The sequence below is a fragment of the Actinoplanes sp. NPDC048967 genome (genome assembly GCF_040649415.1).
Taxonomy (GTDB): Bacteria; Actinomycetota; Actinomycetes; order Mycobacteriales; family Micromonosporaceae; genus Actinoplanes.
This window is the reverse complement of record NZ_JBEZFL010000006.1, coordinates 519,885-541,991: the sequence shown is the minus strand read 5'-3', so window position 1 is coordinate 541,991 and position 22,107 is coordinate 519,885. Positions and strand designations below refer to the sequence as shown.

Here is a 22,107-nt window from a genome sequence, read left to right as displayed (position 1 = left end):
GCCGACGAGCCGGATCAGCCGGCCCGGATCAGGCCGGCCGGGTGACCGCGAAGCGGACGACGGTCGTGGCATCGCGCCGGATCACCGTGAGCGCGTCGCACAACTGCTGGGCGATCCACAGTCCCCGGCCACCGGTCAGGTCCTGCGCGGGCGGGCGGTAGCCGATCAGCGGATCGGTCACGCCGGCGCCCTCGTCGCTGACCTCGCAGGTGACGGTCCCGTCCTGCGCCCACACCCGCAGCTCCCGCCGGCCGCGGCCGTGGCGGATGCTGTTGGTGACGATCTCGCACATCGCCAGGATCAGATCGTCACCGCGCTCGAGGCCCGCCCAGCCGGCCGCCACGAGCAGCTCGGACACGGCGTGACGGGCAGCCGCCACCCCCTCGGCCACGTCCAGGCTCAGCACCGGCGGCCCGCTGATCGGCGGCATCGGCTCGGCGACGCTGTGCAGGAACTGCTCCGGCTCCAGGTACTGCTCGCTGGGGCAGCGCCGCGGGTGAAAGGTCGCCGGGTGGGTCCGGCGGGCGTCGTCCAGCAGCGACGGCGGGAGCGCCCGGGAGTCGTACGGGCACACGATCCACGCCGGCGCCTGCGCGAACACGTCGTTGAGGGCGGCCTCGTACCGCGTCCAGGTGGGGTGCTCACGGCGCGGGCCGAAGGCGACCTCGCCGATCAGGCGCACGCTCTTGTGCCCGCGGGCGAGGGCGTCGGTGAGCAGCCGCTGCCAGCCGCCCACCGTGGTCGCGGGCCGCTTGTACCACTCGTCGCGATCGATGAACGTCACCGCGGCGGCGTCCGCGCCGAGCGCGTCCCGCAGGAGGGCGATGTTGGCCGCTGTCACCGCCGCGACCAGAGCCTCGTCGTGCTTCAGCCCCTCGCGGGCGAACGGGACGAGCGCCGAGACGAACTCGTCGTCACTGCCGTACAGCATGGCGTCATGGGTCAGCGTGGCGGAGAGGGGCATCGGTCACTTCACCATGATCAGGGGAGCAGGTCGGCACTGGGTGGTACCGGCTCGCAACGGTACACCCGCGGGTACACTCGTCCGGGGTCGATCACCCCGCCCGGGGAGTGCTGCGGTGCGTAATCAACGACACTTCGTTGCCCGTGGCCGGTGCCGGGTCCAGGCTGGTCACGGGCCGGAATCCGGACGGCCGTGGTGTCGCCCGACGGGGCTGGACGCCGGTCGGTCACCCGCGGTGAGTGCCCACGTCATCCCACGCCTGCTGCCTTCCGAGGGGGCATCCATGTCTGTCGACAACCACAAATCCACGCCGCAGGTCCACGCTCCGCGTACCGCCGAGCAACTCGTCGCCGGCGCGACCTCCGGTCACGGTCTCGGCTCCGGGCGCCGTTCCGCGCGCGGTCACGGCTACGAGTTACGTGGCCTGTCCTACGTCCCGGTGTCCCGGCTGCACGAGGGCAGATTCGGGCGGATGTTCCGGTTGCCGCCGTTCGTGCCGAGCGACGAGCGGATCGCCCAGATCGCCGACCTGATGAAGGAGAACGCGACCGGGCCGAGTCCCGAGTCCGACAACCCCGATATCCCGGCCGGCTACACCTACCTGGGCCAGTTCATCGACCACGATCTCACCTTCGACCCGGTGTCCAGCCTCGACCGGCAGAACGACCCGGACGCGCTGACCAACTTCCGCAGCCCCCGCTTCGACCTCGACTGCGTCTACGGGCGCGGGCCGGTCGACGACCCGTTCCTCTACGACAAGGACTCCGGCGGCGAGAAGCTGCTGATCGGTCACCACGACGACGAGGACGACCTGCCGCGCAACCCGCAGCAGACCGCCCTGCTCGGTGATCCCCGCAACGACGAGAACACCTTCGTCAGCCAGTTGCAGCTCACCATGCTCAAGTTCCACAACGCGGTGGTCGACCGCGTGCACGACGACCCGGCGCTGCGGCGGGGCAGCGAGACCGCGTTCGAGGCGGCCCAGCGGATCGTACGGTGGCACTACCAGTGGATGGTGGTGCACGACTTCCTGCGGCGCGCGGTCGGTGCCGACATGCTCTCCGGCGTGCTGGACGAGAGCGGTCGCTATCCGCGGGTCGACCGGCAGTTCTACGTGTGGCAGCAGGACCCGTACATGCCGGTCGAGTTCTCCGTGGCGGCGTACCGGTTCGGGCACTCCATGATCCGCGGCCGGTACAAGCTGAACACCCTGGTCGGACCGCTGCCGACGTTCACCGCCAAGCCGATCTCCGAGGAGAACCCGCTCGGGCACTTCGGCGGCTTCCGGATCCTGCCCCGGTTCTGGACGATCGAGTGGGCGCGCTTCTTCGAGGTCGACGGGGCCGGTCGGGAGGGGCTGCAGAAGTCCCGGCTGATCGACACCAAGCTCGCCGACCCGCTGGCCGCGCTCCCGCCGGAGATCGCGGCGAACCGGCCGTCGCTGATCGACCGCAACCTGACCCGCGGCGCCCGCCTGCTGCTGCCGTCCGGGCAGGACGTGGCCCACCACATGGCGGCCGACGTGCTGTCCGACGACGACCTCGGTCTGCCCGGCGGCGGCCCGGCCCCGCTGTGGTACTACATCCTGCGCGAGGCCCAGGTGCAGGCCGGTGGCCGGCATCTCGGGCAGGTCGGCGGCCGCATCGTCGCCGAGGTGTTCCTCGGGCTGCTGGCCAAGGACGCCTCCTCCTACCTGCGCAACCAGCCCGACTGGAAGCCGTTCCTGCCGTCGGCGACCCCCGGCGACTTCACCATGCCCGACCTGATCACCTTGGCCGGGCACGGCCTGGGGGTGACGAACATCCCGGCCTGACCCGCACCCCGCCGGGTGCCCCGGCACCCGGCGCGGCGGGGCGTTGACAGCGGTGCGGCGCCGCTTCTACGGTCGACATCCATCGACATAGGGGAATGGATGAAGCGCCGCGCGTTCGTCACTCTGCCGACGCTGGCCCTGGCCTCAGGCCAGGTGCCGGTCCCGGATCTGGCGGCAGCGCCCGGCCCGGCCGGGGTCGCCGCCCCGGAGTTCGAGGGGCCCGCGGTGGTCGACGGCGGCCTGCCCATCTTCGCCGAGCAGCTCAAGGCCGAGCTCGACTTCCCGCTGGCCTGGAGCCGCAACCGCCGGCTCGGCTTCCGGACCTGGCAGCGGCGGGCCCGCGCCAAGGTCGAGGAACTGCTGTGGCAGCCCGAGGACAGCTCGCCCTTCGACGTCGAGATCGTCGACGAGCAGGCTCACGACGGCTACCGGCGGCGCCTGGTGCTGTTCGACGTCACCCGGCACAGCCGGGTCCGGGCGTCGATGCTGATCCCGGACGGGCCGGGGCCGTTCCCGGCGGCGCTGCTGCTGCACGACCACGGCGCGAAGTTCGACATCGGCAAGGAGAAGCTGATCGAACCCTGGTACGACGACACCCGCCGGGCGTCGGCGCAGGCCTGGGCCCAGCGGTACTTCTCCGGCCGGTTCATCGGCGACGAACTGGCCCGCCGGGGGTACGCGGTCCTGGCCGTCGACGCCCTCGGCTGGGGCGACCGCGGCGGCCTGACCTACGAGGGGCAACAGGCGCTGGCCGCCAACCTCTTCAACCTGGGGTCGTCGCCGTCCGGGCTGATGGCACGGGAGGACGTCCGCGCCGCCGCCCTGCTGGCCACGCTGCCCGAGGTCGACCGGCGCCGGATCGCCGCCGTCGGCTTCTCCCTCGGGGGCTACCGGGCGTGGCAGGTCGCGGCCTTGTCGGACCACATCGCGGCCACCGTCTCGGCCTGCTGGATGACCGGGCTCAAGGAGATGATGGTTCCGGGCAACAACACGCTGCGCGGGCAGTCGGCGTTCTTCATGCTGCACCCCGGCCTGCCCCGTTACCTCGACATCCCGGACGTGGCGAGCATCGCCGCGCCCCGGCCGATGATGCTGCTCGACGGGGAGAGCGATCCGCTCTTCACCGCGGCGGGCGTCGAGGTCGCGTACGCGAAAATGCGGGCGGTGTGGGCCTCCCAGCGGGCCCGGCACCGCCTGAGCACCAAGGTGTGGCCGGGTCTGGGCCATGTCTTCGTCCGCGAGATGCAGGACGAGGCCTTCGCCTGGCTGGACCACTGGCTCAGGCGCGGCTGACGCCGCGGGCGTCAGGCCCGGCCGAGGGGGCGCTCGGCCTCGCGGGCCATCGAGCGCAGCACCCGGGCGAAGCCGACCTTGCCGACCACGGACAGCAGGGGAGCGGTCAGCCGGGTCAGCCGGTGCGGGCTGACCGTGATGTCCTCGCTCCACACCACCCGGCTGCGGTCACCCGGCAGCGGGGTGACCACGAACCAGGCCCGGCCGTGCACGACCCGGCCGTGCTTGGTCACGTCACAGCGGCCGGGCGCGTCGTCCGGGGCGTCACCGGCGGGCGGCTCCCAGCGGACCACCGTCATCGGATCGTCGAAGCCGAGCGGGCCGATCCCGGTGCGGGCGACGAAGACGGCGCCCACCCCGTCGGGCCGGGCGCTGGTGACGCGGACGCTGGTCAGCGGCGCCCAGTCGGCGTGCTTGGGCCAGTCCACCAGCTCCGCCCACACGCGGGAGGCCGGAGCGCGCACGTCGAGGGACACGTCGAAGCGGGCCATCAGGGGAGACCTCTCTGCGTCGCCGGCCGGGCCGTCGCACGCTCCTCCACGGTACGCCGGGCCGTGGGAACGCCTGACGGATTCATGAGGCATGATGTACGGACTAGTTCGTATACAAGGAGCGTGATGAGCCCGGGAGCGGCATCAGAACCCGAGGTCGACCGCCGGCGCGACGCCGGGCGTACCCGTACGGACATTCTCGACGTCGCCACCCGGGAGTTCGCCGACCAGGGCTACAGCGGTGCCCGGGTGGACGAGATCGCGGCGCGGACGCGCACCACCAAACGGATGATCTACTACTACTTCGGCGGCAAGGAGCAGCTCTACCTGGCCGTGCTGGAGCGCGCGTACGCGGAGATCCGGGCGGCCGAACGCACCGTCGACGTCGAGCACCTGACGCCGGTGGCCGCGATCCGCCGCATCGCCGAGGTCACCTTCGACCACCACGAGGCGCACCCCACGTTCATCAAGCTGGTCGGGGTGGAGAACTCCCAGCAGGCGAAGAACATGTCCAAGGTCGCGCGGCTGGTCGACCTCAACAGCTCGGCGATCGGCGTCCTGCACGACGCGCTCGCCCGGGGCCAGCGCGACGGCACCTTCCGCGCGGACGTGGACGCGCTGGACGTGCACATGATGATCAGCGCGTTCTGCTTCTTCCGGGTGGCCAACCGGCACACCTTCGGCGCCCTGTTCGGCCGCGACCTGCTCGACCCGTCCGCCCGCGACCGGTACCGGACCATGCTGGCCGACATGGTCGTGGGCTACCTCGGCCGGTCCGGGGACTGAGCCGTGACCGCGAGCCGTCTGCGCCGGTCGATCGCGACGGTGTGTGTCTCCGGGACGCTGGACGACAAGATCGCCGCGGCCGCCGCGGCCGGCTTCGACGGCATCGAGCTGTTCGAGAACGACCTGGTGGTGGCCCCCTGGTCGCCGGCCGAGGTACGGGCCCGGTGCGCCGACCTCGGGCTGGGCATCGAGCTGTACCAGCCGTTGCGCGACTTCGAGGCGGTCCCCGTACCGCTGCTGGCCGCCAACCTGGCCCGCGCCGAGCACAAGTTCGACGTCATGGCCGAGCTGGGCGCCGACACCGTCCTGGTCTGCTCGTCGGTCTCCCCGGCCGCGATCGACGACGATGCTCTGGCCGCCGAGCAGCTGGCTCTGCTGGCCGACCGGGCCCAGGCCCGGGGGATGCGCATCGCCTACGAAGCGCTGGCCTGGGGCCGGCACGTGTCCACCTGGGACCACTCGTGGCGGATCGTGCGGGACGCCGACCATCCCGCGCTCGGCCTGTGCCTGGATTCCTTCCACGTGCTGTCGCGTGCGGCCGGCACCGACGACATCGCGCGGATCACGCCGGGCAAGATCTTCTTCCTCCAGCTGGCCGACGCGCCGCACCTGCGCATGGACGTCCTGCAGTGGAGCCGGCATCACCGGCTCTTCCCCGGCCAGGGCACGTTCGACCTCACCGGCTTCGTCCAGCGGGTGCTGGCCGCCGGCTACACCGGGCCGCTGTCGCTGGAGGTGTTCAACGACGTCTTCCGGCAGGCCGACCCCCGGCGTACGGCCGTCGACGCGATGCGGTCGCTGATCAGCCTGGAGGACAGTCTCCCGGCGCAGCCCGCGGCGATCGAGGTACGCCGGTTGCCGGCCGCGCCGGCGCTGTCGGTGCACGCGTTCAGCGAGTTCACGGTGGACGGCCGTTCCGGGCCGGTGCTGCAGGAGGCGTTGCGGGGTCTCGGCTTCGCCCACACCGGCCAGCACCGCTCCAAGCCGGTCGAGCTGTGGGAGCAGGGATCGTGCCGGGTCATCCTCAACAGCGCGGTCACCCGCCCGCAGAGTCCGGGCACCGCCGCCCTCAGCGCCTTCGCGCTCACCAGCGCCGACCCGCACCGGTCCCGGGCGCGGGCCGAGGCACTGCTGGCTCCGGCGCTGCCCCGGGCCCGCGGATTGCGGGAGGCCGACCTGGCCGCGGTGGCCGCCCCGGACGGGACCTCGGTGTTCTTCAGCGCCGACGACAACGACTGGCGGGCCGACTTCCTGGCCACCGGGGAGCGGCCCACTGTGGACGCCGGGCTGCGGGGCACCGATCATCTCGGGCTGGCCCAGCCCTTCGACCACTTCGACGAGGCCGGGCTGTTCTACCACTCGGTGCTCGGGCTGACCCAGCTGACCACCGAGGAGTACGCGGCCCCGTTCGGGCTCATGCGCTCCCGGGCGTTCAGCACCGCGCACCGCACGATCCGGCTGGCCCTGACGGTGGCCCTGCTGCGCCGCGGCGAGTGGGCGCCGGCCGTGGTGGATCCGCAGCACGTCGCCTTCACCGCCGCCGACATCTTCGCCACCGCCGCGGCCGTGGAGCGGCTGGGCGGCCCGGCGATGCCGGTGCCGGACAACTACTACGCCGACCTGGTCGCCCGCTTCGCCCTGCCCGGGGACGTCGTCGAGCGGCTGCGCCGGCACGGCATCCTCTACGACCGCGACTCCCGCGGCGGTGAGCTGTTCCACCTGTACACCCCGGTCTACGGCGGGCGGGTCTTCTTCGAGATCCTCCAGCGCCGGGGCGGTTACGACGGCTTCGGCGAAGCCAACGCACCCGTACGGATGGCCGCCCACCGCCACCTGCGGTTGTCGGCGAGCTGATCGGGGTCCTCAGAGTTTCTGCAGCTGGGTCACCACCATGGCCACGGCGAAGAAGCCGTAGAAGCCGATCGCCACCAGCAGCCCGCCCAGCCGCCAGCCGCCGATCCGGACGGCGGCGGGCAGGTCCCCGCGGTTGAGCCGCACGAGCAGCACCGAGTACAGCAGGGTCACCACCGAGGCGGCGCAGGTCGACACGATCAGCAGGCCCAGCGGCTGGGTGAAGCCGGCCAGCAGGATCAGCGAGCCCAGCACGATCTCGCCCCAGACCACGGCCAGGTAGAGCCGGGCCTCGGTCCAGCGGGCCGAGCCGGCCAGGTAGTTGCGGCGGACGAAGTCACTGGCCACCCGGCCGATGACGTCGAGCAGTCCCATCGCGGCGGCCCACAGCGAGACGGCGGCGATCGCGAAGAACAGCAGCTTCAGCCAGCCGCCGACCTCGGTGGCCAGCACGTCACCCTCGATCCGCAGGAACGACGGGTCGGACTTGAGGTCGTCGCGGCCGAACAGGGTCTCGTAGGCCAGCAGGCTCATGATCGTGATGGTCACGAAGCAGACCAGCAGGAACGCGAAGAAGTGCTCGATGTTGGCGCGTTTCCACCAGACCCGCCAGCGGGCGAGGTTCTCGTCGTCCTGGGGGAACGTGTACCGGTCGCCACCGGCCGCCTCCTCCCGGCCGGTGATGGGGGAGATGAGCCGGGGGACGTGCGCGCCCATGCCGTACCGCTTGTCGCGGATCCAGTTGCTGAGCACCAGGTTGTGCACGCCGCCGGCGCCCGCGGCGCCGATGGCGCTGAGCAGCAGGGTGAAGGTGATGCCCTCGGGGATCCGCCCGAAGCCGGTGACGCTCTCCCGCGCGCCCTCGCCCCAGGTGGGCAGGGAGATGACGAAGACCACGACGACGGCCAGGAAGAACAGCGTCAGGCCGACCTTGACGATCTCGACCCGCTCGACGGTCTTGTAGATGACCTTCGACAGCGACAGCAGGACGCCGATGGCGGCCAGCACGCCCACGGTGATCCAGACCGGGTCGCCCCCGCCGACCAGGTAGGTGAACACCGTGGAGCCGCTGGTGGCCCAGCCCGGCCACACGTACTGGAAGGCGCCGGCCAGGCAGATGATGATGCCCCAGCCCTTCCACCAGCGGGAGAAGCCGCCGACGGCGGTCTGCCCGGTGGCCAGGGTGTAGCGCTCGATCTCCATGTTGATGACGAACTGCACGGCCAGGGTGGCGAAGGCCAGCCAGAGCAGGCCCAGCCCGCCGATCGCGGTGAGGTACGGCCACAGGATGATCTCCCCGGCCGCCATGCCGATGCCGACCGCCACGACGCCCGGGCCGACCATGCGGCGCAACGACATCGGCTCGGGAAGGTTCCGGGTGGTGAGGTGCCCGTCGGGAGGCACGGTGCGGTCTGCTCGTCGCGTCGGTCGGCTCATCGGTCACTCCAACTGTGGGGGGGCGGGGGACGGGTCAGGCGTGGATGTGGCGCCCGCTGCCTTGCAGCAGCCGGTTGAGGTGGGCGAGCATCCGCCCGGTGTCGGGGGTGCACCCGGTGAAGAGCTCGAACGCCGCGGCGGCCTGGAACACGCACATGGCGGCGCCCCCGATGGCGCGCAGGCCCGCGGCCCGCGCGGCGCGCAGCAGGTGCGTCTCGACGGGCAGATAGATGATGTCGACCACCCACAGGCCCGGGCGCAGCAGCGCGACCGGCAGCGGCAGCCCGGGGCTGGCCGCCATGCCGACCGGGCTCGCGTTGACCAGGCCGTCGGCCCCGGCCAGCACCGCGGGCAGCTCGTCGGGCGCCGCCACCGCGATGCGCTCGACCTCGAAGCGCATGCTCAGCGCCTCGGCCAGCAACCCCCGCTGGTCGGCGTCCGGATCGACCACCGTCAGCTGCTCGACGCCGCCGCCGAGCTGGGCGAACGCGCAGGCCGCGCCGGCGCCGCCGGCACCGAGCTGCACCACCCGGCCGACCGCCGCGCCGGGCAGCCCGCGGCGGAACGACTCGGCGAAGCCGTACGCGTCGGTGTTGTGGCCCAGCCGCCGGCCGTGCCGGAAGACGACGGTGTTGACCGCGCCGATGTCGCGCGCCTGCGGGGAGAGCTCGTCGAGCAGCCCGACGACCCGCTGCTTGAACGGGTGGGTGATGTTGACTCCGGCGAACCCGTCGGCCTGCGCCCGGGTGAGCAGGTGGCCGAGGTCGTCCGGCGTACCGGGCTCGGCGATGTCGATCAGCTCGTAGGACAGGTCCAGCCCGTGGTGCCGGCCCTCGGTCTCGTGCAGCGACGGGGACAGCGACGCGCCGATGCCCGCACCGATGAGGCCGTACCGGCAAGGTTTCATGGGCGTGAAGCTCCCGTCGTGGCTGGGACGCGGATCAACGGCACTCGATGTACGAACTGGTACGTTAGTAAGCGATGAGGGTGCGGGCCTGTCAAGGGAGCTGCGATGGAACGTGCCGCTGAGCGGAACATCCCCGACGTGGCCGTGGCCCGGGTGTCGGCGGTGCTCGGCGCGTTCGACCCGGAGCACCGCGACCTGCGGCTCACCGAGATCAGCCGGCGCTGCGGCCTGCCCAAGTCGACGACCTCCCGGCTGGTGACCGAGCTGGTGGCGTACGGCTTCCTGGAACGCGGCGGCCCGCACCTGCACCTGGGCCCCCGACTGGCCGAGCTCGGCCGGCTCACCACGCGCCGCCGGGACCTGCGCGCGGTCGCGTTGCCGTACCTGGTGGACCTGCGGGAGGCGACGCGGCAGTCGGTGCAGCTGGCGGTTCTGGACGGGGCTGACGTCGTACACCTCGAAGTGCTGCGCGGCCGGGACACCCCGCAGCGCCCGGCGTCCGGTGGCCGGCTGCCGGCGCACGCCTGTGCGCCCGGCAAGGCGCTGCTGGCGGGCGGCGGCGAGGCAGCCGTCGACCTGGTCTGTGCCCGGCCGCTGGCGGCGCTGGGGCCACGCACGGTGCTGACGCCGGCGTCGTTGCGACGGCAGCTGAGGCTGGTACGCGAGTCGGGCCTGGCCTACGAGAGCGAGGAGTCCGGCCCGGGAGTCGGCGGCGTCGCCTGCGCGATCCGGCACGCCGACGGGCACCCGGTGGCCGCGGTCGCGGTCTCGGGCTGGTCGGGCCGGCTCGATCCCCGCGCGATCGGCCCGGCCGTGCGCACGGTGGCCCTGGCCGTGGGCCGCGAGTTCTGCCCGTCGACGAGCGCCCACTGCCGCCAGTGCCGGTGACCGGTGCGGTACGGTGCGGCCATGGCCCTGACCGCCGACGACCGGTTCGCCATCGCCGACCTGATCAACCTGCACGGCCACCTGATCGATCGCGGCGACTTCGCCGGCCTGGCCGCCGTGTTCACCGAGGACGCCGCCTACGACGTGACCGCCCTCGGCGGCGGCGTGCTGGTGGGATGGGCGGCAACCCGGGAGGCCGCCCTCGCCCTGGGCGACGGCAACCCGGTGGCGCACCACGTGACCAACATCGTGCTGCGCGAGGTGAGCGACGGGACCGTGCGAGCCACGTCGAAGGGACTCGGCGTCATGGCGGACGGGTCAGCGGGCAGCGTCACCTACGACGACACCGTCGAACGAACGGCCGCCGGCTGGCGCATCACCCACCGGGTGGTCCGGCCCCGCCGCCGGCCCCTGCAGCCCTGAGGCGAGCGAGCGGTTAATCGCTTGGCGGCCGGGTCGGCGGGCGTTAGCTTGCCGCCATGTCCCTTCGCAGCGAGCAGGCGCGTGACCATGCCGCGGTGGCCGACGTCCATCGCAGTGGGTTCGGCCCTGGGCACGGAGACACGGTCGCCCAGCTGGTCGGCGCCCTGCGGCGCGACGACCCCTCGGCGCTCTCCCTGGTGGCCGAGGAGGGCGGTGCGGTCGTCGGGCACGTCATGGTCAGCCGGGCCTGGGTCGACGCCCCGCGGCGGCTGGTCGAGGCGAAGACGTTGAGCCCGCTCGCGGTCTTGCCGCTCCGGCAACGCCGCGGGATCGGCTCGGCCCTCGTCCGCGCCGCGCTGCGGCGCCTCGACGAGCGTGGCGTTCCGCTGGTCTTTCTCGAGGGCGATCCGCGTTACTACTCGCGTCTCGGGTTCGGGCCCGCCGGGGAGCTCGGCTTCGGCAAGCCCTCGCTGCGCGTCCCCGACGCCGGTTTCCAGGTCGTGCGGTTGTCCGCCTACGAGCCCTGGATGACCGGCACGTTCGTCTACCCGTCCACGTTCTGGGAGTACGACTGTGTCGGCCTGCGCGACGAGGTGCCGGCCGCCTCAGAGCTCGGGTAGCCGCTCGCGGGTGCTCCGCAGGCGGGCGTAGAGCTCGGGAGTGGTCCGGAGAGCGGGTGCCGCCAGGCGTTCGTCGATCGCCGTCAGCGTCACGCGCGGCGCCACGAACCGGGCCCTGGCCAGCGCCGTCAGCAGGCTCAGGCAGTCCTCCGGAGACATTTCGCCGACCAGCGCCGTCAGCTCGGACAGCAGCCGGTCGATCAGCGCCTCGCGCTCGTCGTCGATCGGGGCCGGGTCCGCCAGGAGGCATACCACCAGCGGCAGCAGGTGCTCGGCCGGATCGAACCTCGCGGCCCCCCGGATCTGGCCGGCCAGGCGCAGCACGTCGGCGGAGGGCAGCCGGTGTGCGTCCGTGGCGAGGCTGTGCAGCACCATGCGGATGACGAGATCCGGCGAGCTGGTCGAAGCCTCGGCCGGTCCCCAGGCATTGCCCGCCAGGGCCGCGGTCACCCTGTCGTAGGCGGCCAGCAGGCGGGACGGATCGTCGCCCAGGGCCGAGCCCACCCACAGGCGGACCAGCATGCGGGCGAAGGATTCAGCGTCGTCGGGCCCGTGCAGGGTGAACGTCGTCACCGTTTCCGGCAGCCGGTCGATCAGTGGCTCGACCGCGTGCCGCAGGGTGTCGTCGCTGAGCGCACTGCTCAGTTGCATCGACGTCAGGGCGGGACCCAGCGGGAAGTAGTCGCTGAAGCCGCTGCCGGGATTCGCGTCGCGGAACTCCCAGTCCGGACCGAAACCGTGGGACCAGAACGGATCGACGTGAGCGACGCCGGCTCCGGGGGAGTGGGCCAGGATCAGTTCGCGGCGGCCGTCGTCAGTCCAGGCCCGGGTGACCGCCAGCGGCTCCAGCGCGTCCAGGAACATGCTTCCCGGTACGGCCGCCCGCCACTGCAGAGCCGTGTCGCGCAGCCAGTGCGCCGGGTCACGGGCCAGGCTGAAGAGCTCCGACGCCCGCACGGTGCCGCCGCAGGCCAGCGTGAGCAGCATCAGATTGAACGAGTAGGTGGCCATCCAGTGGTCGATGCGCTTGTCGACCGGCCGGTACTGCCGCGGGACGTACTGCGGGCGCATCACCGCGGTTCGCAGCCGGTCCACCAGCCACCCCCGGACCTCCGCCGTGTCCGGGCCGCGCAGCAGGGCGGTGACGAACGGCAGGACCGTGGTGCGGGCACTCAGCGGGGTGAAGCCGAGCAATGACTGCAGCAGGTCGTCCTCGTCGGCCCGGCCGAGCCGCAGGGTACGGGCCCGGGCCCGCGCGGCCGCGTCCCGCAACGCCTGCACGACCAACCGGGCCACGAGATACTCGCCGAACGTGGCGTGCAGGAACTCGTACGTCTGCCGGGTCCGGTCGTCCTGGTGGGCCTGGGCCCGCTGGATGAAGAAGAACCGCCCGACCATCTCCTGCCCGGCCGTGATCGGCGCCCGGAAGCCCTCGCTGCCCGCCTCCCGCGACGGCCGCAGACCCAGGCCGGCCAGGTCCGCGTCGAGCTCCTCGGTGGTGGCCCAGAGCCGCAGGCGGTGGAACATCGCGAACGCGACGACGGACAGCCGCAACAGCTCCGCCTCGATCAGCTCCGGCATCGCCGGCTCGGGGCGGCCGGCGTGCACCCGGCGTACCTCCCGGTCGGCGAACTCGCTGAGCAGCCGCTCGTAGAGCTGGCCGATGTCGAAGGTCTCGTCGTCGCCCTGCAGGGCGTTGCCCGTGGCGTCGTAGAGCGCCAGCATGAGCAGCAGCAGCGGTTGCTCGGCCAGATCGGGGAAGCGCCGCAGCACCGCCGCCGACAGCGGGCGCCGGCCGGCCGCGGCCAGCCGCTCGCCGTTCGTGCCGTTCCAGACCTCCAACCACCGGTCGAGCTGCTCGTCGGCGAACGGCTCCAGCCTGACCACCAGGCCCCCGGCCGGCAGCCGGGCCCGGTCGGCGACCGCCTCGCGGGTCGTCACCAGCACCGCCACCGGCCGGCCGAGCACCGCCTCACGCTGCTGGAACGCCGCCACCCGCTGCAGGTAGTCGGACTGGTGGATGCCGGTGGCCTGGAGCAGCTCGTCGAAGCCGTCGAGCAGGATGACCGGCATCGCCCCGCCGGCCGAGCGGGCCAGCTCCGCCCAGGCCACGGTCTCGCCGACGGTGTCACGCAGCGCCTGCTCCACCTGGTCCTGGATCTCCGCCTCGGCGCGCACGTCGCGCAGGGCGACCCGGACGACCAGGAAGTCCGCGGCCGGCAGCCGGGCGGCCAGGATCCGGGTCAGCGAGGACTTGCCGGCGCCGGGCTGGCCCAGCAGCAGCATCGGGACGTCCGCCGCCTGCGGGGTGGTCACGTAGGTGGCCAGGAAGCCGGCCAGGTCGTCGCGCGGCTCCGCCTGCCACCAGTCCTGCTCGGCCGGCCGGGACGCGACGCCGGCCACCTGGACCCGGAAGCGCGGGTCGATGTAGGCCGCGCCGAGGGCGGGCATGATCAGGTCGCCGGCGTCACCGCCGAGGATGGGACGGTCCAGCTCCGCCCGGTAGGCGGCGGCGAGGGCGGCGCGCAGGCGTACCGGATCGCGGCCGGAAGTGGCCCGCAGCAGCGCCTCTTCCAGGGTCTGGAGGCCGCGCGCCGCCGCCCGGTCCGCCAGCCGCTGCATCCAGATGGCGAACTCGGGCAGCTCGGCGGACAGCCGGCGGGCCGCCTCCTCGTAGCGCTCGACGGCCCGGTCCGGCAACACCGTGTGCAGCAGGCTGTCGACCAGGCGCTGGGTGCGCACGTCGGAGCTGTCCCAGACCGCCAGGCCGCCGAGGTGGTCGACGGTCTTCACCGCCAGCACGGCGAACCATGACCGCAGGTCGCTCAGCAGCTCGTCGTAGCCGCGGTCCGGTGACGGCACCGGAATGGGGGCGGCGAGCAGCCGGGCGGGCCAGTCACCGGCGACTTCGGTGGCGGCGGCCAGGGTGAGCTGCTCGTCGCGGGTGAAGCCGGGCGAGGCCATGCCGGCGGTGCCGAGGCAGTCGTCGAGCGCCTCGAAGTACGCGGTCACCACCAGGACGCCGTGTGCTGCTTGCAGCCGCATGCTGCGGTCGTAGCGGCTCAGGCCGCGTACCGTCTCCGTCAGGCCGGCCACCAGGTGGCCGAGCCGGATCACCTCGGCCTTGGCGTCGAAGAGGCTGAGCGCGACCTCGCTGCCGCCGGCCGTGGCCAGGCTCAGCGCCCCACCCAGCAGGTTGTCCGCGACCGTGACCAGCGGGCTCGACCCGCCCAGCAGCTTGACCGCGCTGGCGTACGTCAGACCCTGCGGCATCCGAACACTATGGACCATCGCGCAGGGCGGCGGCCAGTTCCCGGCGGGAGCCGAGACCGAGCTTGCCGAAGACCTTGCGCAGGTGCCACTCGACGGTGCGCGGGCTGAGGAACAGGACGGTGCCGATCTCCGGGTTGGTGCGTCCCGCCGCGGCCAGGCGGGCGATCTGGGCCTCCTGCGCGGTCAGCTCGGCGCGGGCGCCGGGGACACGCTTGTGGACGGTCTCGCCGGTGGCGACCAGCTCGCGCCCGGCCCGGTCGGCGAAGCCCTCCGCGCCCATCTCGGTGAACGCCTCGTGGGCCGTGCGCAACTGGGCGCGGGCGTCGGTGCGCCTGTTCTCGCGGCGCAGCCACTCGCCGTAGAGCAGGCGGGCCCGGGCCACCTGCACCTCTTGCCGGGTCGTGGCGGTCAGGTGTTCGAGCGCCTCGCGGTAGCGGTCCTCGGCCTTGGCCGCCGGTCCCGCGAGCGCGTCGGCGACGGCCTGGACGCCGAGCGCCCAGGCCGTACCGGCGGTGCTGGTCCGCTCGGCCAGCCGCTCGCGTGCCTGCGCGGCGACCGCGGGCTCCCCGGCGCGGGCCGCGGCTTCGACCAGCTCGGCCAGGGCCCAGGCGTGGACGCCGGGATCCTCGTACTCGACCACCTGGCGGGCTGCCCGCGTCGCGTCCTGATACCGGCCGGTGCCGTTGCGCAGCACCGCTTCGGCCAGACCGGCCAGGCCGTGCAACGCGCCCTCACCGCGCACATCGGCGTCCCGGGCAGTCGCGTTGATCAGCTCCAGGGCGGGAGCCTCGTGGCCGCGGTAGGCCGCCAGGGTGAGCGCGGCGGACGGTGGCGTGGGCAGCCCGGTGGCCAGCCCGATGGCGGCGGCCTCGTCGAGCACGTCCGACGCGTCGGTGAACCGGCCCGCCGGCAGCAGCGCGCCGGCCCGGAAGACCAGCGCGGTGGGCAGCAGCGACATCGCGCCGGTGGCGCGGGCCACGCGGACAGCCTGCTCGGTGAGCCGGTGCCAGGCCGCGTCGTCCCAGAGCAACTGCGCCACCGGTACGGCCAGCCACAGCAGACCGAGGTCCTCGTCGGCGGTCAGCGTCCCCAGGGCCCGGCGCAGTTCCGGTACGGCGGCCGCGTACCCGTCCAAGGTCCAGGTCGTGAGGCCGGTCAGCAGCAGGCCGGCGGCGTCCGTACCGGCCGGCACCGCCCGGGCGGCCTCGGCCGCGTGGCGCAGGTCGTCGCCGCCGAGTCGTCCCGCGTGCACGGCGGCGCCCAGCGCCGACAGGTACGTCTCACGAGCCGCGGCCAGGTCCAGCTCCTCGAGGCGGCGGGCGGCGGCCAGCAGCGGTGGTCCGGCCGCCCGGCCGTGGTTGAGGGCGAACGCGACCTGGGCCCGCAACCGTTCCACCCGGGCCCGCTGCAACGGGTCGAGCGGACCCAGCTCGGCGGCGGCCAGCAGGCCGGGCACCCGGGCCGGCGCTCCGGCTTCGAACCGGGCCTGCGCGGCGGCGAGAGCCCGGGCGGCGCGGGGCTTCGGGTCCGGGCTGAGCTCCGCCGCGCGTTCGAGAAACGTCGCCGCCGCGGAGCGACCGCCGCGGGACAGAGCCCGGTCGGCCGACCGTTCCAGCTCGCCGGCGACCTGCTCGTCCGGTCCCACCGCGGCATGGGCCCGGTGCCAGGCCCGGCGGTCGGGCTCCTGCGCCGGGTCGGTCACCTCGGCCAGGGCCCGGTGCACGTCCCGCAGCTCGGCGGCGTCGGCGGACCGCCAGCAGGCCGAGCGCACCAGCGGATGCCGGAAACGCGTGCGGGCGGCGAACTCGACCAGCCCGGCGGCCTCCGCCGGGGCCGCAGCCTCCGGACCGACGCCCAGCCGCTTGAGGGCGCGCCACAGCAGCGTCACGTCACCGACCGGCTCGACAGCGGCGGTGAGCAGCAGCCTGCGGGTGTCCGGCGGCAACGCCGCGATACGCCGCTGGAAGCCCTCCTCCACCCGGCTCGGCAACGGCATCGCCGTCTGCGCGCCGAACCCGAACGCCAGCTCGGCCGGCGTGAGATCGCGCGGCAGTTCGAGCAGGGCGAGCGGGTTGCCGCGCGTCTCGGCGACGATCCGTTCGCGGACCCGGGCGTCGACCGGGCCCGGGAGCACCGAGTCCAGCAGGTCGTGGGCGTCCGCGTCGGGCAGCCCGGTGACAATCAGCTCCGGCAGGCCGGGAAGGAGCTGCTCGTCGCCGGGACTGCGGGCGGCGAAGAGCAGGGCGACGGACTCGGCCTCCAGCCGGCGGGCGGCGAAGGTGAGCACCACCTCGGACATCCGGTCCAGCCACTGCACGTCGTCCACCACGCAGACCAGCGGCTGCTCGGCGGCGGCCTCGGCCAACAACCCCAGCACGGCCAGCCCGACGAGCAGGGCCTGCGGCGGGCTGCCGGAGCTGAGCCCGAAGGCGGTGGCCAGCGCGGCCCGTTGCGGCTCGGCGAGCCGGTCGAGGTGGTCCAGCAGGGGAGCGCACAGCTGCTGCAGCGCGGAGTACGCGATCTCCGACTCGGGCTCGACCCCGGCCGCGCGGACGACCCGGGTCCCGGGGGAGTGCCCGCTCAGGTAGTCCAGCAGGGCGGTCTTGCCGGCTCCGGCCTCCCCGCGCAGCACCAGGACCCGGCTGTGCCCGGTCCGGATGTCGCGCACCAGCTCGTCGAGCAGTTCCCGCTCGCGTCGGCGCCCCCGTAGCGCGGGGCTCTCAGCGTTCCTCGGCACGTTGTCCTCCCGGCCGGAGGCTACACCGGGCCGGATCACCGGCCCCGGATCGGATTCTTTTCCCTTTCCTGTCGCCCGCCGGTGCTCGGTCCGGCGTCTAGGGGGACAGCGGGGCGATCAGCAATGGACGCGCCGCGAAACAGCGGTCGCGGACTACGCGCGACCGCTGGTCGTCATGCTCAATCACGGGGATCGAGTGAATACGTGGAAACCGTTGTCGCTGATCGGGCCGGGTCGCGCCCGTCGAGGTCCCGCACCCGGCGGGGCCTGATCGAGACAGCCTGGGTGCTGCTCGTCATCCTGATCGCCGGTCTGCTGTTCTTCGCCCGCTACGAGGATCCGAGGCGCGTCGCCTCCGGGGACAGCTTCTGGTACATGCGCCAGGCGCTGATCTTCACCGGTACGGACCCCGAGGTGGCCCGCATCGAAGCGGGCCGGCAGGTGTGCCGGGATCTGAACCGCTCGTTCCGGGCCCGCGGCGAGACGCCGACCTGCAGGAATTACGTGACCGCCGGTTTCTCGCCCCGATACGCCGCGATCTTCCACAGCCGGCCCGGTTATCCGCTGTTCGCCGCGCCGTTCGTGGCGACGCTGGGATTGTGGACCGGCATGATGGCGGCGACGTTGATACTGGCGCTGCTCGCCGCCGTACTGGCGTATCTGGCCGTCTGGCTGGCCAGCGGTCTGCGACCGGCCGGGGTGCTGGCCGCGACCGTGCTCTTCGTGCTGCCGACGGGTTTCGCCATGACCCGGATGCTCACCGAGAGCGGTGTCTTCGCCGGCTACCTCGCGGTCGTGCTCGGTGCCACGCTGGTGGTGCGGGGCCGCCGGGCCGGGCTGTTGCTCGTGGTCGCGGCGCTGGCCTGGCTGTTCGCGGTCCGTTCGGCCAGCGGGATGGCGATGGCCCTGACCCTGCTCGCCGCCGGGGCCCTCACGGCACTCGGCCGGCGGCAGCGGTGGCCCGGGGTGCTGCTCGGCGCGACCGGTCTGCTGGCCGCGCTGGCCTGGCAGCTGCTGAGCCGGGTGCTGCACCTGCCGGGCCTGAACGACACGATCCAGGACTTCGCCACCCGCCATTTCCAGGCCCGCCCCGACGTGGCCGACCCGATCGGGTGGCTGATCGAGCGCAACCTCGGCTTCTGGCCGGACCAGCTCGGCCTGGAGCTGGCCGTGCCCGGCACCCTGGCCGCGTTCCTGTTCGCGGTCGTCGTGCTCGTCCGGCGGATGCGCGCCGTCGCGGCACTGTGGATCTTCACCGGGCTGACCGGGGTGCTGATGCTCCTGGCCCATCCGGTCGACACCGAGTACAACCGGCTGATGGCGCCGATCTGGCTGCCGGTCGCCTGCGCCTTCGGGTATGCGGCGGCCCTCGCGATCGGGCGCCGTCGGGAGCTGCCGGCCGCGCCGCAGCCCGCCGGGTCGCCACCGGCCGGGCCGGAGGGGGCCGGATCAGAGCCGGCCGGGCCGGAGCGGGCCGGACCTGAGTCGACCGGGTCGGAGCCGGTCGGGGGACCGCCCGCGCTGATCCCCCGGCAGCGCGGATCGGAGCCCGGCCCGCGGCAGACCACCGCCGACCGGGTCGCGGTGACCGCCGGTCAATGACGTGCGGGACGGCAATTGTCGCGGCCCCGACAGAACAACCGGCGGGCCGCGGGTCACTAAGGGTGGCGTGCACCAGAGAGGATGCCTATGTGCACACCCGCGAGATACCTGAGCACGTTCTCGATCAGCTGCTGGTCAGCGTCGTGTTCTACGAGGCCGAGCTGACCCTGGAGCACTCGGAGCCGGGCACCACGGCGGTGCTCGGTGACTCGTTCGGTTCGGTGTTCACCTGGCTGTGGCGGGAGAACCCGGCCAAGGCCACGGTGCTGATCGCCGACTTCGTGGCTGAGCTGCGGTTCTACCACCACAACGCCAACCGGGCGCTCGGCCTGGAGGAGGTGCTGCGCGGCCTGCCGGCCTGCCTGCGCGGCGTCTCCGCCGACGAGGTACGGGCGATGCAGGAGCAGCTGCGCAACGACGTGCCGCAGTACGTCAGCCTCGACGAGACCAGAAAGACGACCTAGGCAGCTCGGTCTCGGCCCTGGGCGAGGCGGTCGGACTCGTGCCGTACGACCGCCAGCAGCAGCACGGTCACGCCGAGCGCGGCGACGGCCGCGAACTGGTTGACCACGAATGTGAAGACCTGGCCGACCAGCAGGTTCACCAGCAGCGACAGGTGGAGCAGCCGGAACGCCGCCGCCCGGTCGCGGCCCAGCCGCAGCATTGCCCCGACGGCGAGCACGGACGACACCACAGCCGAGGCCCCCACCGCCAGGGTGGCACCGAGCTCCGGATCATGGACGAGATCGCCGGTCAGTGCCTCCCCGGTGGCGCCGATCATCGTGAGGAACGGCAGCGCGATGACCGCGCCGACGCTCGCCGCCACCAGCCGGGCCCGGCGCTCCGGGGTCAGTGCGGCCCGGATCAGGTCCCCGACCGCCTGCCGGCGCTCGTCCCACACGTCACGACGGGGTGGCACCGTGGCGAGCAGCCGGGCCACCGCCCGGTCGGCCTCCCGGTCGGAGCCCTCCACCAGCTGTGACGCGGCGGCGTGCTGCCGGGCGGTCAGCCCCGAGGTGACCCCGGTGAGGGCCAGCTGCGCGGCCTCGGCGGTGCGCCGGTCCGGCGCGGCCGGGCTGCGGCGGACCCGTCCGGTGAGCACGGCCAGCGCCGCGAAGGCGAGGTAGATGAGGCCGGCGGCGGGCCGGTAGAAGTAGTCGGTCCGCTCGGTGACGAACTTGCCGACCTCGTCGATGAACAGCCCGAAGCCGGCGCCGCCCAGGATGGCCGCGCCCAGCCGGGCCGCCCGCCCGGCCAGGGCCAGGGCGGCGCCCAGGCCGGCCAGCATGAGCAGACCGCCCCAGAGCACGTGGGCGATGTGCAGCCCGCCGCCGCCCAGCTGGGGGTAGCCGGTGGCCGCGAGGAAGCCGCGGGTGATCAGGACCGTCGCGATGCCCGAGAGCAGCAGCACCCGCAGATGCAGCACGGCGGCGTCGGATCGAACGAGCGAGGCTCGGACACTTCCCATGTCTGCGAGCCTCGCGTGCGGCGCGGCGGCGAACCATCCGGCCATCCCCGGAGACGTCCCCGGTATGACCCCGAGGGCCCGGCCGGGCCGGCCTCAGAAAGGTGCGGGCCCGCGACCGACCAGCGACATCAGCACCTGGGTGGCCAGCAGCTTGCGGACGCCGGTCACGGCGACCTCACCGATCTGGTCGTAGGGCAGCTCCAGCTGCAGTCCCTCGGTCGCGTTACGGATGTCCGTGCTGACCTCGTTGGGCCGGAACGTGCCGCTCCAGCCGTTGAGGTTCCCCCGGTTGTTGGTGCCGAGCGAGGCCATGCCGGTGACCCGTGCGCCGTCGACGAGGATCAGCGTTGCCGGACCCGAGTAGGTCGTCATGTCGTAAACCGTAGCGGCTCGCCGCATTTCCGGTACCCACGGGTTGCTCCTGAACGAGCGTTAGAGGTGGACCAGGCCGGTGTCGGTGGAGTTGAGCCGCCGTACGCCGTCGGGGGTGCAGACGACGATGTCCTCGATCCGGGCCCCGTGCGCACCGGCCCGGTAGATGCCGGGCTCGACCGAGAACGCCATGCCGGCCACCAGGGGGTCGGTGTTGCCCGCGACGATGTACGGGTCCTCGTGCGTCTCCAGCCCGATCCCATGACCGGTGCGGTGCAGGAACAGCTCCCCGTAGCCGGCCCGCTCGATGGGGCGGCGTGCGGCGGCGTCCACTGCCTCGGCGCTCACGTCCGGCCGGACGGCGGCCACCGCGGCCCGCTGGGCGGCCTCGAGCACGGCGTAGTAGTCGGTGAAGTCCGCGGGCGCCGCCGGCCCGATGACGTACGTGCGGGTGCAGTCGGAGCAGTAGCCGCTCGGCATCGTGCCGCCGATGTCGACGACCACCGGGTCGCCGCGTTCGATGATCCGCGGCCCGCTGCTGTGGTGCGGGCTGGCGGCGTTCGGGCCGGCCGCGACGATGACGAAGTCCGTGCGGGCGTGCCCGGCGTCGCGGATGGCCACGTCGATGTCGGCGGCGACCTCGGCCTCGGTGCGACCCGGGCGCAGCCAGCGGTGCATCCGGCGGTGCACCTCGTCGATGGCGGCCCCGGCCTCGGCCAGCGCGGTGATCTCCGCCGGTGACTTCACCGCCCGCAGCGATCCGGTCGCCCGGCCGGCTTCCTTCCAGCGCAGGCCGGGCAGCAGGCGCTGCAGGGGGAGCAGGTGGCCGGCTGGCATCGCGTCCACGACGCCGACCACCCCGGTGGAGTCCGGCAGCGTCGCGGCCAGCAGCCCCGCGGCGTCACCGCCGTCGGGGTGATCGGCCAGCCGGAGCCGCAGGTCACCGAGCGCGGCCTCGGCGGCGGCCCGTTCCAGCCGGGGAACGATCAGGGTGGCCTCGCCGGCGGCCGGCAGCACCAGGCAGGTGAGCCGTTCCAGCGGCATCGCCCCGTAACCGGTCAGATGGCGCAGGTCGGGGCCGGGCGTGACCAGCAGGGCCGTCCAGCCCTGCCGGGCCACTTCCCGCCGGGCCCGGTCCAGCCGGCGGCGCAGTTCCTCAGCTGTCCACAGCACCGGTCCACG

The 22,107-nt window shown here is 73.3% G+C and carries 18 protein-coding genes; 9 read left to right on the top strand and 9 right to left on the bottom strand.

Annotation, left to right across the window (positions count from 1 at the left end; genetic code table 11):
* Nucleotides 1-28: 28 nt before the first annotated feature.
* Nucleotides 29-964 carry an anti-sigma factor RsbA family regulatory protein gene (locus AB0C12_RS28070; RefSeq protein ID WP_360552810.1) on the bottom strand — a complete coding sequence of 312 codons (936 nt, stop codon included), beginning with the start codon at nt 962-964 and terminating at the stop codon, nt 29-31.
* Nucleotides 965-1,247: 283 nt separating this feature from the next.
* Here AB0C12_RS28070 and AB0C12_RS28065 point away from each other — a divergent pair, with 283 nt between their 5' ends.
* Nucleotides 1,248-2,777 carry a heme peroxidase family protein gene (locus AB0C12_RS28065; protein WP_360552809.1) on the top strand — a complete coding sequence of 510 codons (1,530 nt, stop codon included), beginning with the start codon at nt 1,248-1,250 and terminating at the stop codon, nt 2,775-2,777.
* Nucleotides 2,778-2,876: 99 nt separating this feature from the next.
* Complete coding sequence (locus AB0C12_RS28060; RefSeq protein ID WP_360552808.1) at nt 2,877-4,070, top strand: alpha/beta fold hydrolase; 1,194 nt, start codon at nt 2,877-2,879, stop codon at nt 4,068-4,070.
* 11 nt (nt 4,071-4,081) lie between these two features.
* Here the strand turns inward: AB0C12_RS28060 and AB0C12_RS28055 are convergent, their stop codons facing one another.
* The gene (locus AB0C12_RS28055) at nt 4,082-4,561 is read right to left on the bottom strand and encodes an SRPBCC family protein (protein ID WP_360552807.1); all 480 of its coding nucleotides are present in this window, start codon (nt 4,559-4,561) and stop codon (nt 4,082-4,084) included.
* A 126-nt stretch (nt 4,562-4,687) separates the two neighbouring features.
* Between AB0C12_RS28055 and AB0C12_RS28050 the strand changes: the two genes are divergently transcribed.
* Both AB0C12_RS28050 and AB0C12_RS28045 read left to right on the top strand, forming a co-directional pair.
* On the top strand, nt 4,688-5,347 hold the full coding sequence (locus tag AB0C12_RS28050) for a TetR/AcrR family transcriptional regulator (protein ID WP_360552806.1): 660 nt from the start codon (nt 4,688-4,690) through the stop codon (nt 5,345-5,347).
* A gap of 3 nt (nt 5,348-5,350) precedes the next feature.
* Complete coding sequence (locus tag AB0C12_RS28045) at nt 5,351-7,201, top strand: TIM barrel protein (RefSeq protein WP_360552805.1); 1,851 nt, start codon at nt 5,351-5,353, stop codon at nt 7,199-7,201.
* 9 nt (nt 7,202-7,210) lie between these two features.
* On the opposite strand, the gene AB0C12_RS28040 is transcribed toward AB0C12_RS28045, so the two are convergent.
* The gene (locus AB0C12_RS28040) at nt 7,211-8,635 is read right to left on the bottom strand and encodes an Nramp family divalent metal transporter (protein WP_360552804.1); all 1,425 of its coding nucleotides are present in this window, start codon (nt 8,633-8,635) and stop codon (nt 7,211-7,213) included.
* 34 nt (nt 8,636-8,669) lie between these two features.
* Nucleotides 8,670-9,542: a shikimate dehydrogenase gene (locus AB0C12_RS28035; RefSeq protein WP_360552803.1), complete on the bottom strand. Its 873-nt coding sequence runs from the start codon at nt 9,540-9,542 to the stop codon at nt 8,670-8,672.
* Between the two features lie 105 nt (nt 9,543-9,647).
* Here AB0C12_RS28035 and AB0C12_RS28030 point away from each other — a divergent pair, with 105 nt between their 5' ends.
* From AB0C12_RS28030 to AB0C12_RS28020, 3 genes are read left to right on the top strand one after another with little or no spacing between them, the layout of a single operon-like run.
* Nucleotides 9,648-10,430, top strand: a complete 783-nt coding sequence (locus tag AB0C12_RS28030) for an IclR family transcriptional regulator (protein WP_360552802.1) — start codon at nt 9,648-9,650, stop codon at nt 10,428-10,430.
* Nucleotides 10,431-10,451: 21 nt separating this feature from the next.
* Nucleotides 10,452-10,853, top strand: coding sequence for a nuclear transport factor 2 family protein (locus tag AB0C12_RS28025; protein ID WP_360552801.1), 402 nt, complete (start codon nt 10,452-10,454; stop codon nt 10,851-10,853).
* A 56-nt stretch (nt 10,854-10,909) separates the two neighbouring features.
* Nucleotides 10,910-11,473 carry an N-acetyltransferase gene (locus AB0C12_RS28020; protein ID WP_360552800.1) on the top strand — a complete coding sequence of 188 codons (564 nt, stop codon included), beginning with the start codon at nt 10,910-10,912 and terminating at the stop codon, nt 11,471-11,473.
* Here AB0C12_RS28020 and AB0C12_RS28015 read toward each other — a convergent pair.
* Both AB0C12_RS28015 and AB0C12_RS28010 read right to left on the bottom strand, forming a co-directional pair.
* Nucleotides 11,459-14,746, bottom strand: coding sequence for an AAA family ATPase (locus AB0C12_RS28015; protein ID WP_360552799.1), 3,288 nt, complete (start codon nt 14,744-14,746; stop codon nt 11,459-11,461). The two genes, AB0C12_RS28020 and AB0C12_RS28015, sit on opposite strands and share 15 nt — an antisense overlap.
* Before the next feature lie 7 nt (nt 14,747-14,753).
* Complete coding sequence (locus AB0C12_RS28010) at nt 14,754-17,483, bottom strand: AAA family ATPase (RefSeq protein ID WP_360552798.1); 2,730 nt, start codon at nt 17,481-17,483, stop codon at nt 14,754-14,756.
* Between the two features lie 204 nt (nt 17,484-17,687).
* Between AB0C12_RS28010 and AB0C12_RS28005 the strand changes: the two genes are divergently transcribed.
* Together AB0C12_RS28005 and AB0C12_RS28000 are read left to right on the top strand one after the other, a co-directional pair.
* Nucleotides 17,688-19,085, top strand: coding sequence for a hypothetical protein (locus AB0C12_RS28005; protein WP_360552797.1), 1,398 nt, complete (start codon nt 17,688-17,690; stop codon nt 19,083-19,085).
* 62 nt (nt 19,086-19,147) lie between these two features.
* Nucleotides 19,148-19,549 carry a hypothetical protein gene (locus AB0C12_RS28000; RefSeq protein WP_360552796.1) on the top strand — a complete coding sequence of 134 codons (402 nt, stop codon included), beginning with the start codon at nt 19,148-19,150 and terminating at the stop codon, nt 19,547-19,549.
* Here the strand turns inward: AB0C12_RS28000 and AB0C12_RS27995 are convergent.
* The 3 genes from AB0C12_RS27995 to AB0C12_RS27985 form a co-directional block, all read right to left on the bottom strand.
* Entirely contained in the window at nt 19,546-20,553 is a 1,008-nt protein-coding gene (locus AB0C12_RS27995) for a hypothetical protein (protein ID WP_360552795.1), read from the bottom strand. The two genes, AB0C12_RS28000 and AB0C12_RS27995, sit on opposite strands and share 4 nt — an antisense overlap.
* A 93-nt stretch (nt 20,554-20,646) precedes the next feature.
* Entirely contained in the window at nt 20,647-20,925 is a 279-nt protein-coding gene (locus tag AB0C12_RS27990; RefSeq protein ID WP_360552794.1) for a hypothetical protein, read from the bottom strand.
* 60 nt (nt 20,926-20,985) lie between these two features.
* On the bottom strand, nt 20,986-22,098 hold the full coding sequence (locus AB0C12_RS27985; RefSeq protein WP_360552793.1) for a Xaa-Pro peptidase family protein: 1,113 nt from the start codon (nt 22,096-22,098) through the stop codon (nt 20,986-20,988).
* Between the last annotated feature and the right edge of the window lie 9 nt (nt 22,099-22,107).

Excerpts from the sequence above, each read along its gene's own strand:
- AB0C12_RS28070 (WP_360552810.1), bottom strand. The coding sequence starts at position 964 with ATGCCCCTCTCCGCCACGCTGACCCATGACGCCATGCTGTACGGCAGT.
- AB0C12_RS28065 (WP_360552809.1), top strand. The coding sequence starts at position 1,248 with ATGTCTGTCGACAACCACAAATCCACGCCGCAGGTCCACGCTCCGCGT.
- AB0C12_RS28060 (WP_360552808.1), top strand. The coding sequence starts at position 2,877 with ATGAAGCGCCGCGCGTTCGTCACTCTGCCGACGCTGGCCCTGGCCTCA.
- AB0C12_RS28055 (WP_360552807.1), bottom strand. The coding sequence starts at position 4,561 with ATGGCCCGCTTCGACGTGTCCCTCGACGTGCGCGCTCCGGCCTCCCGC.
- AB0C12_RS28050 (WP_360552806.1), top strand. The coding sequence starts at position 4,688 with ATGAGCCCGGGAGCGGCATCAGAACCCGAGGTCGACCGCCGGCGCGAC.
- AB0C12_RS28040 (WP_360552804.1), bottom strand. The coding sequence starts at position 8,635 with ATGAGCCGACCGACGCGACGAGCAGACCGCACCGTGCCTCCCGACGGG.
- AB0C12_RS28035 (WP_360552803.1), bottom strand. The coding sequence starts at position 9,542 with ATGAAACCTTGCCGGTACGGCCTCATCGGTGCGGGCATCGGCGCGTCG.
- AB0C12_RS28030 (WP_360552802.1), top strand. The coding sequence starts at position 9,648 with ATGGAACGTGCCGCTGAGCGGAACATCCCCGACGTGGCCGTGGCCCGG.
- AB0C12_RS28025 (WP_360552801.1), top strand. The coding sequence starts at position 10,452 with ATGGCCCTGACCGCCGACGACCGGTTCGCCATCGCCGACCTGATCAAC.
- AB0C12_RS28020 (WP_360552800.1), top strand. The coding sequence starts at position 10,910 with ATGTCCCTTCGCAGCGAGCAGGCGCGTGACCATGCCGCGGTGGCCGAC.
- AB0C12_RS28015 (WP_360552799.1), bottom strand. The coding sequence starts at position 14,746 with ATGCCGCAGGGTCTGACGTACGCCAGCGCGGTCAAGCTGCTGGGCGGG.
- AB0C12_RS27995 (WP_360552795.1), bottom strand. The coding sequence starts at position 20,553 with ATGGGAAGTGTCCGAGCCTCGCTCGTTCGATCCGACGCCGCCGTGCTG.
- AB0C12_RS27990 (WP_360552794.1), bottom strand. The coding sequence starts at position 20,925 with ATGACGACCTACTCGGGTCCGGCAACGCTGATCCTCGTCGACGGCGCA.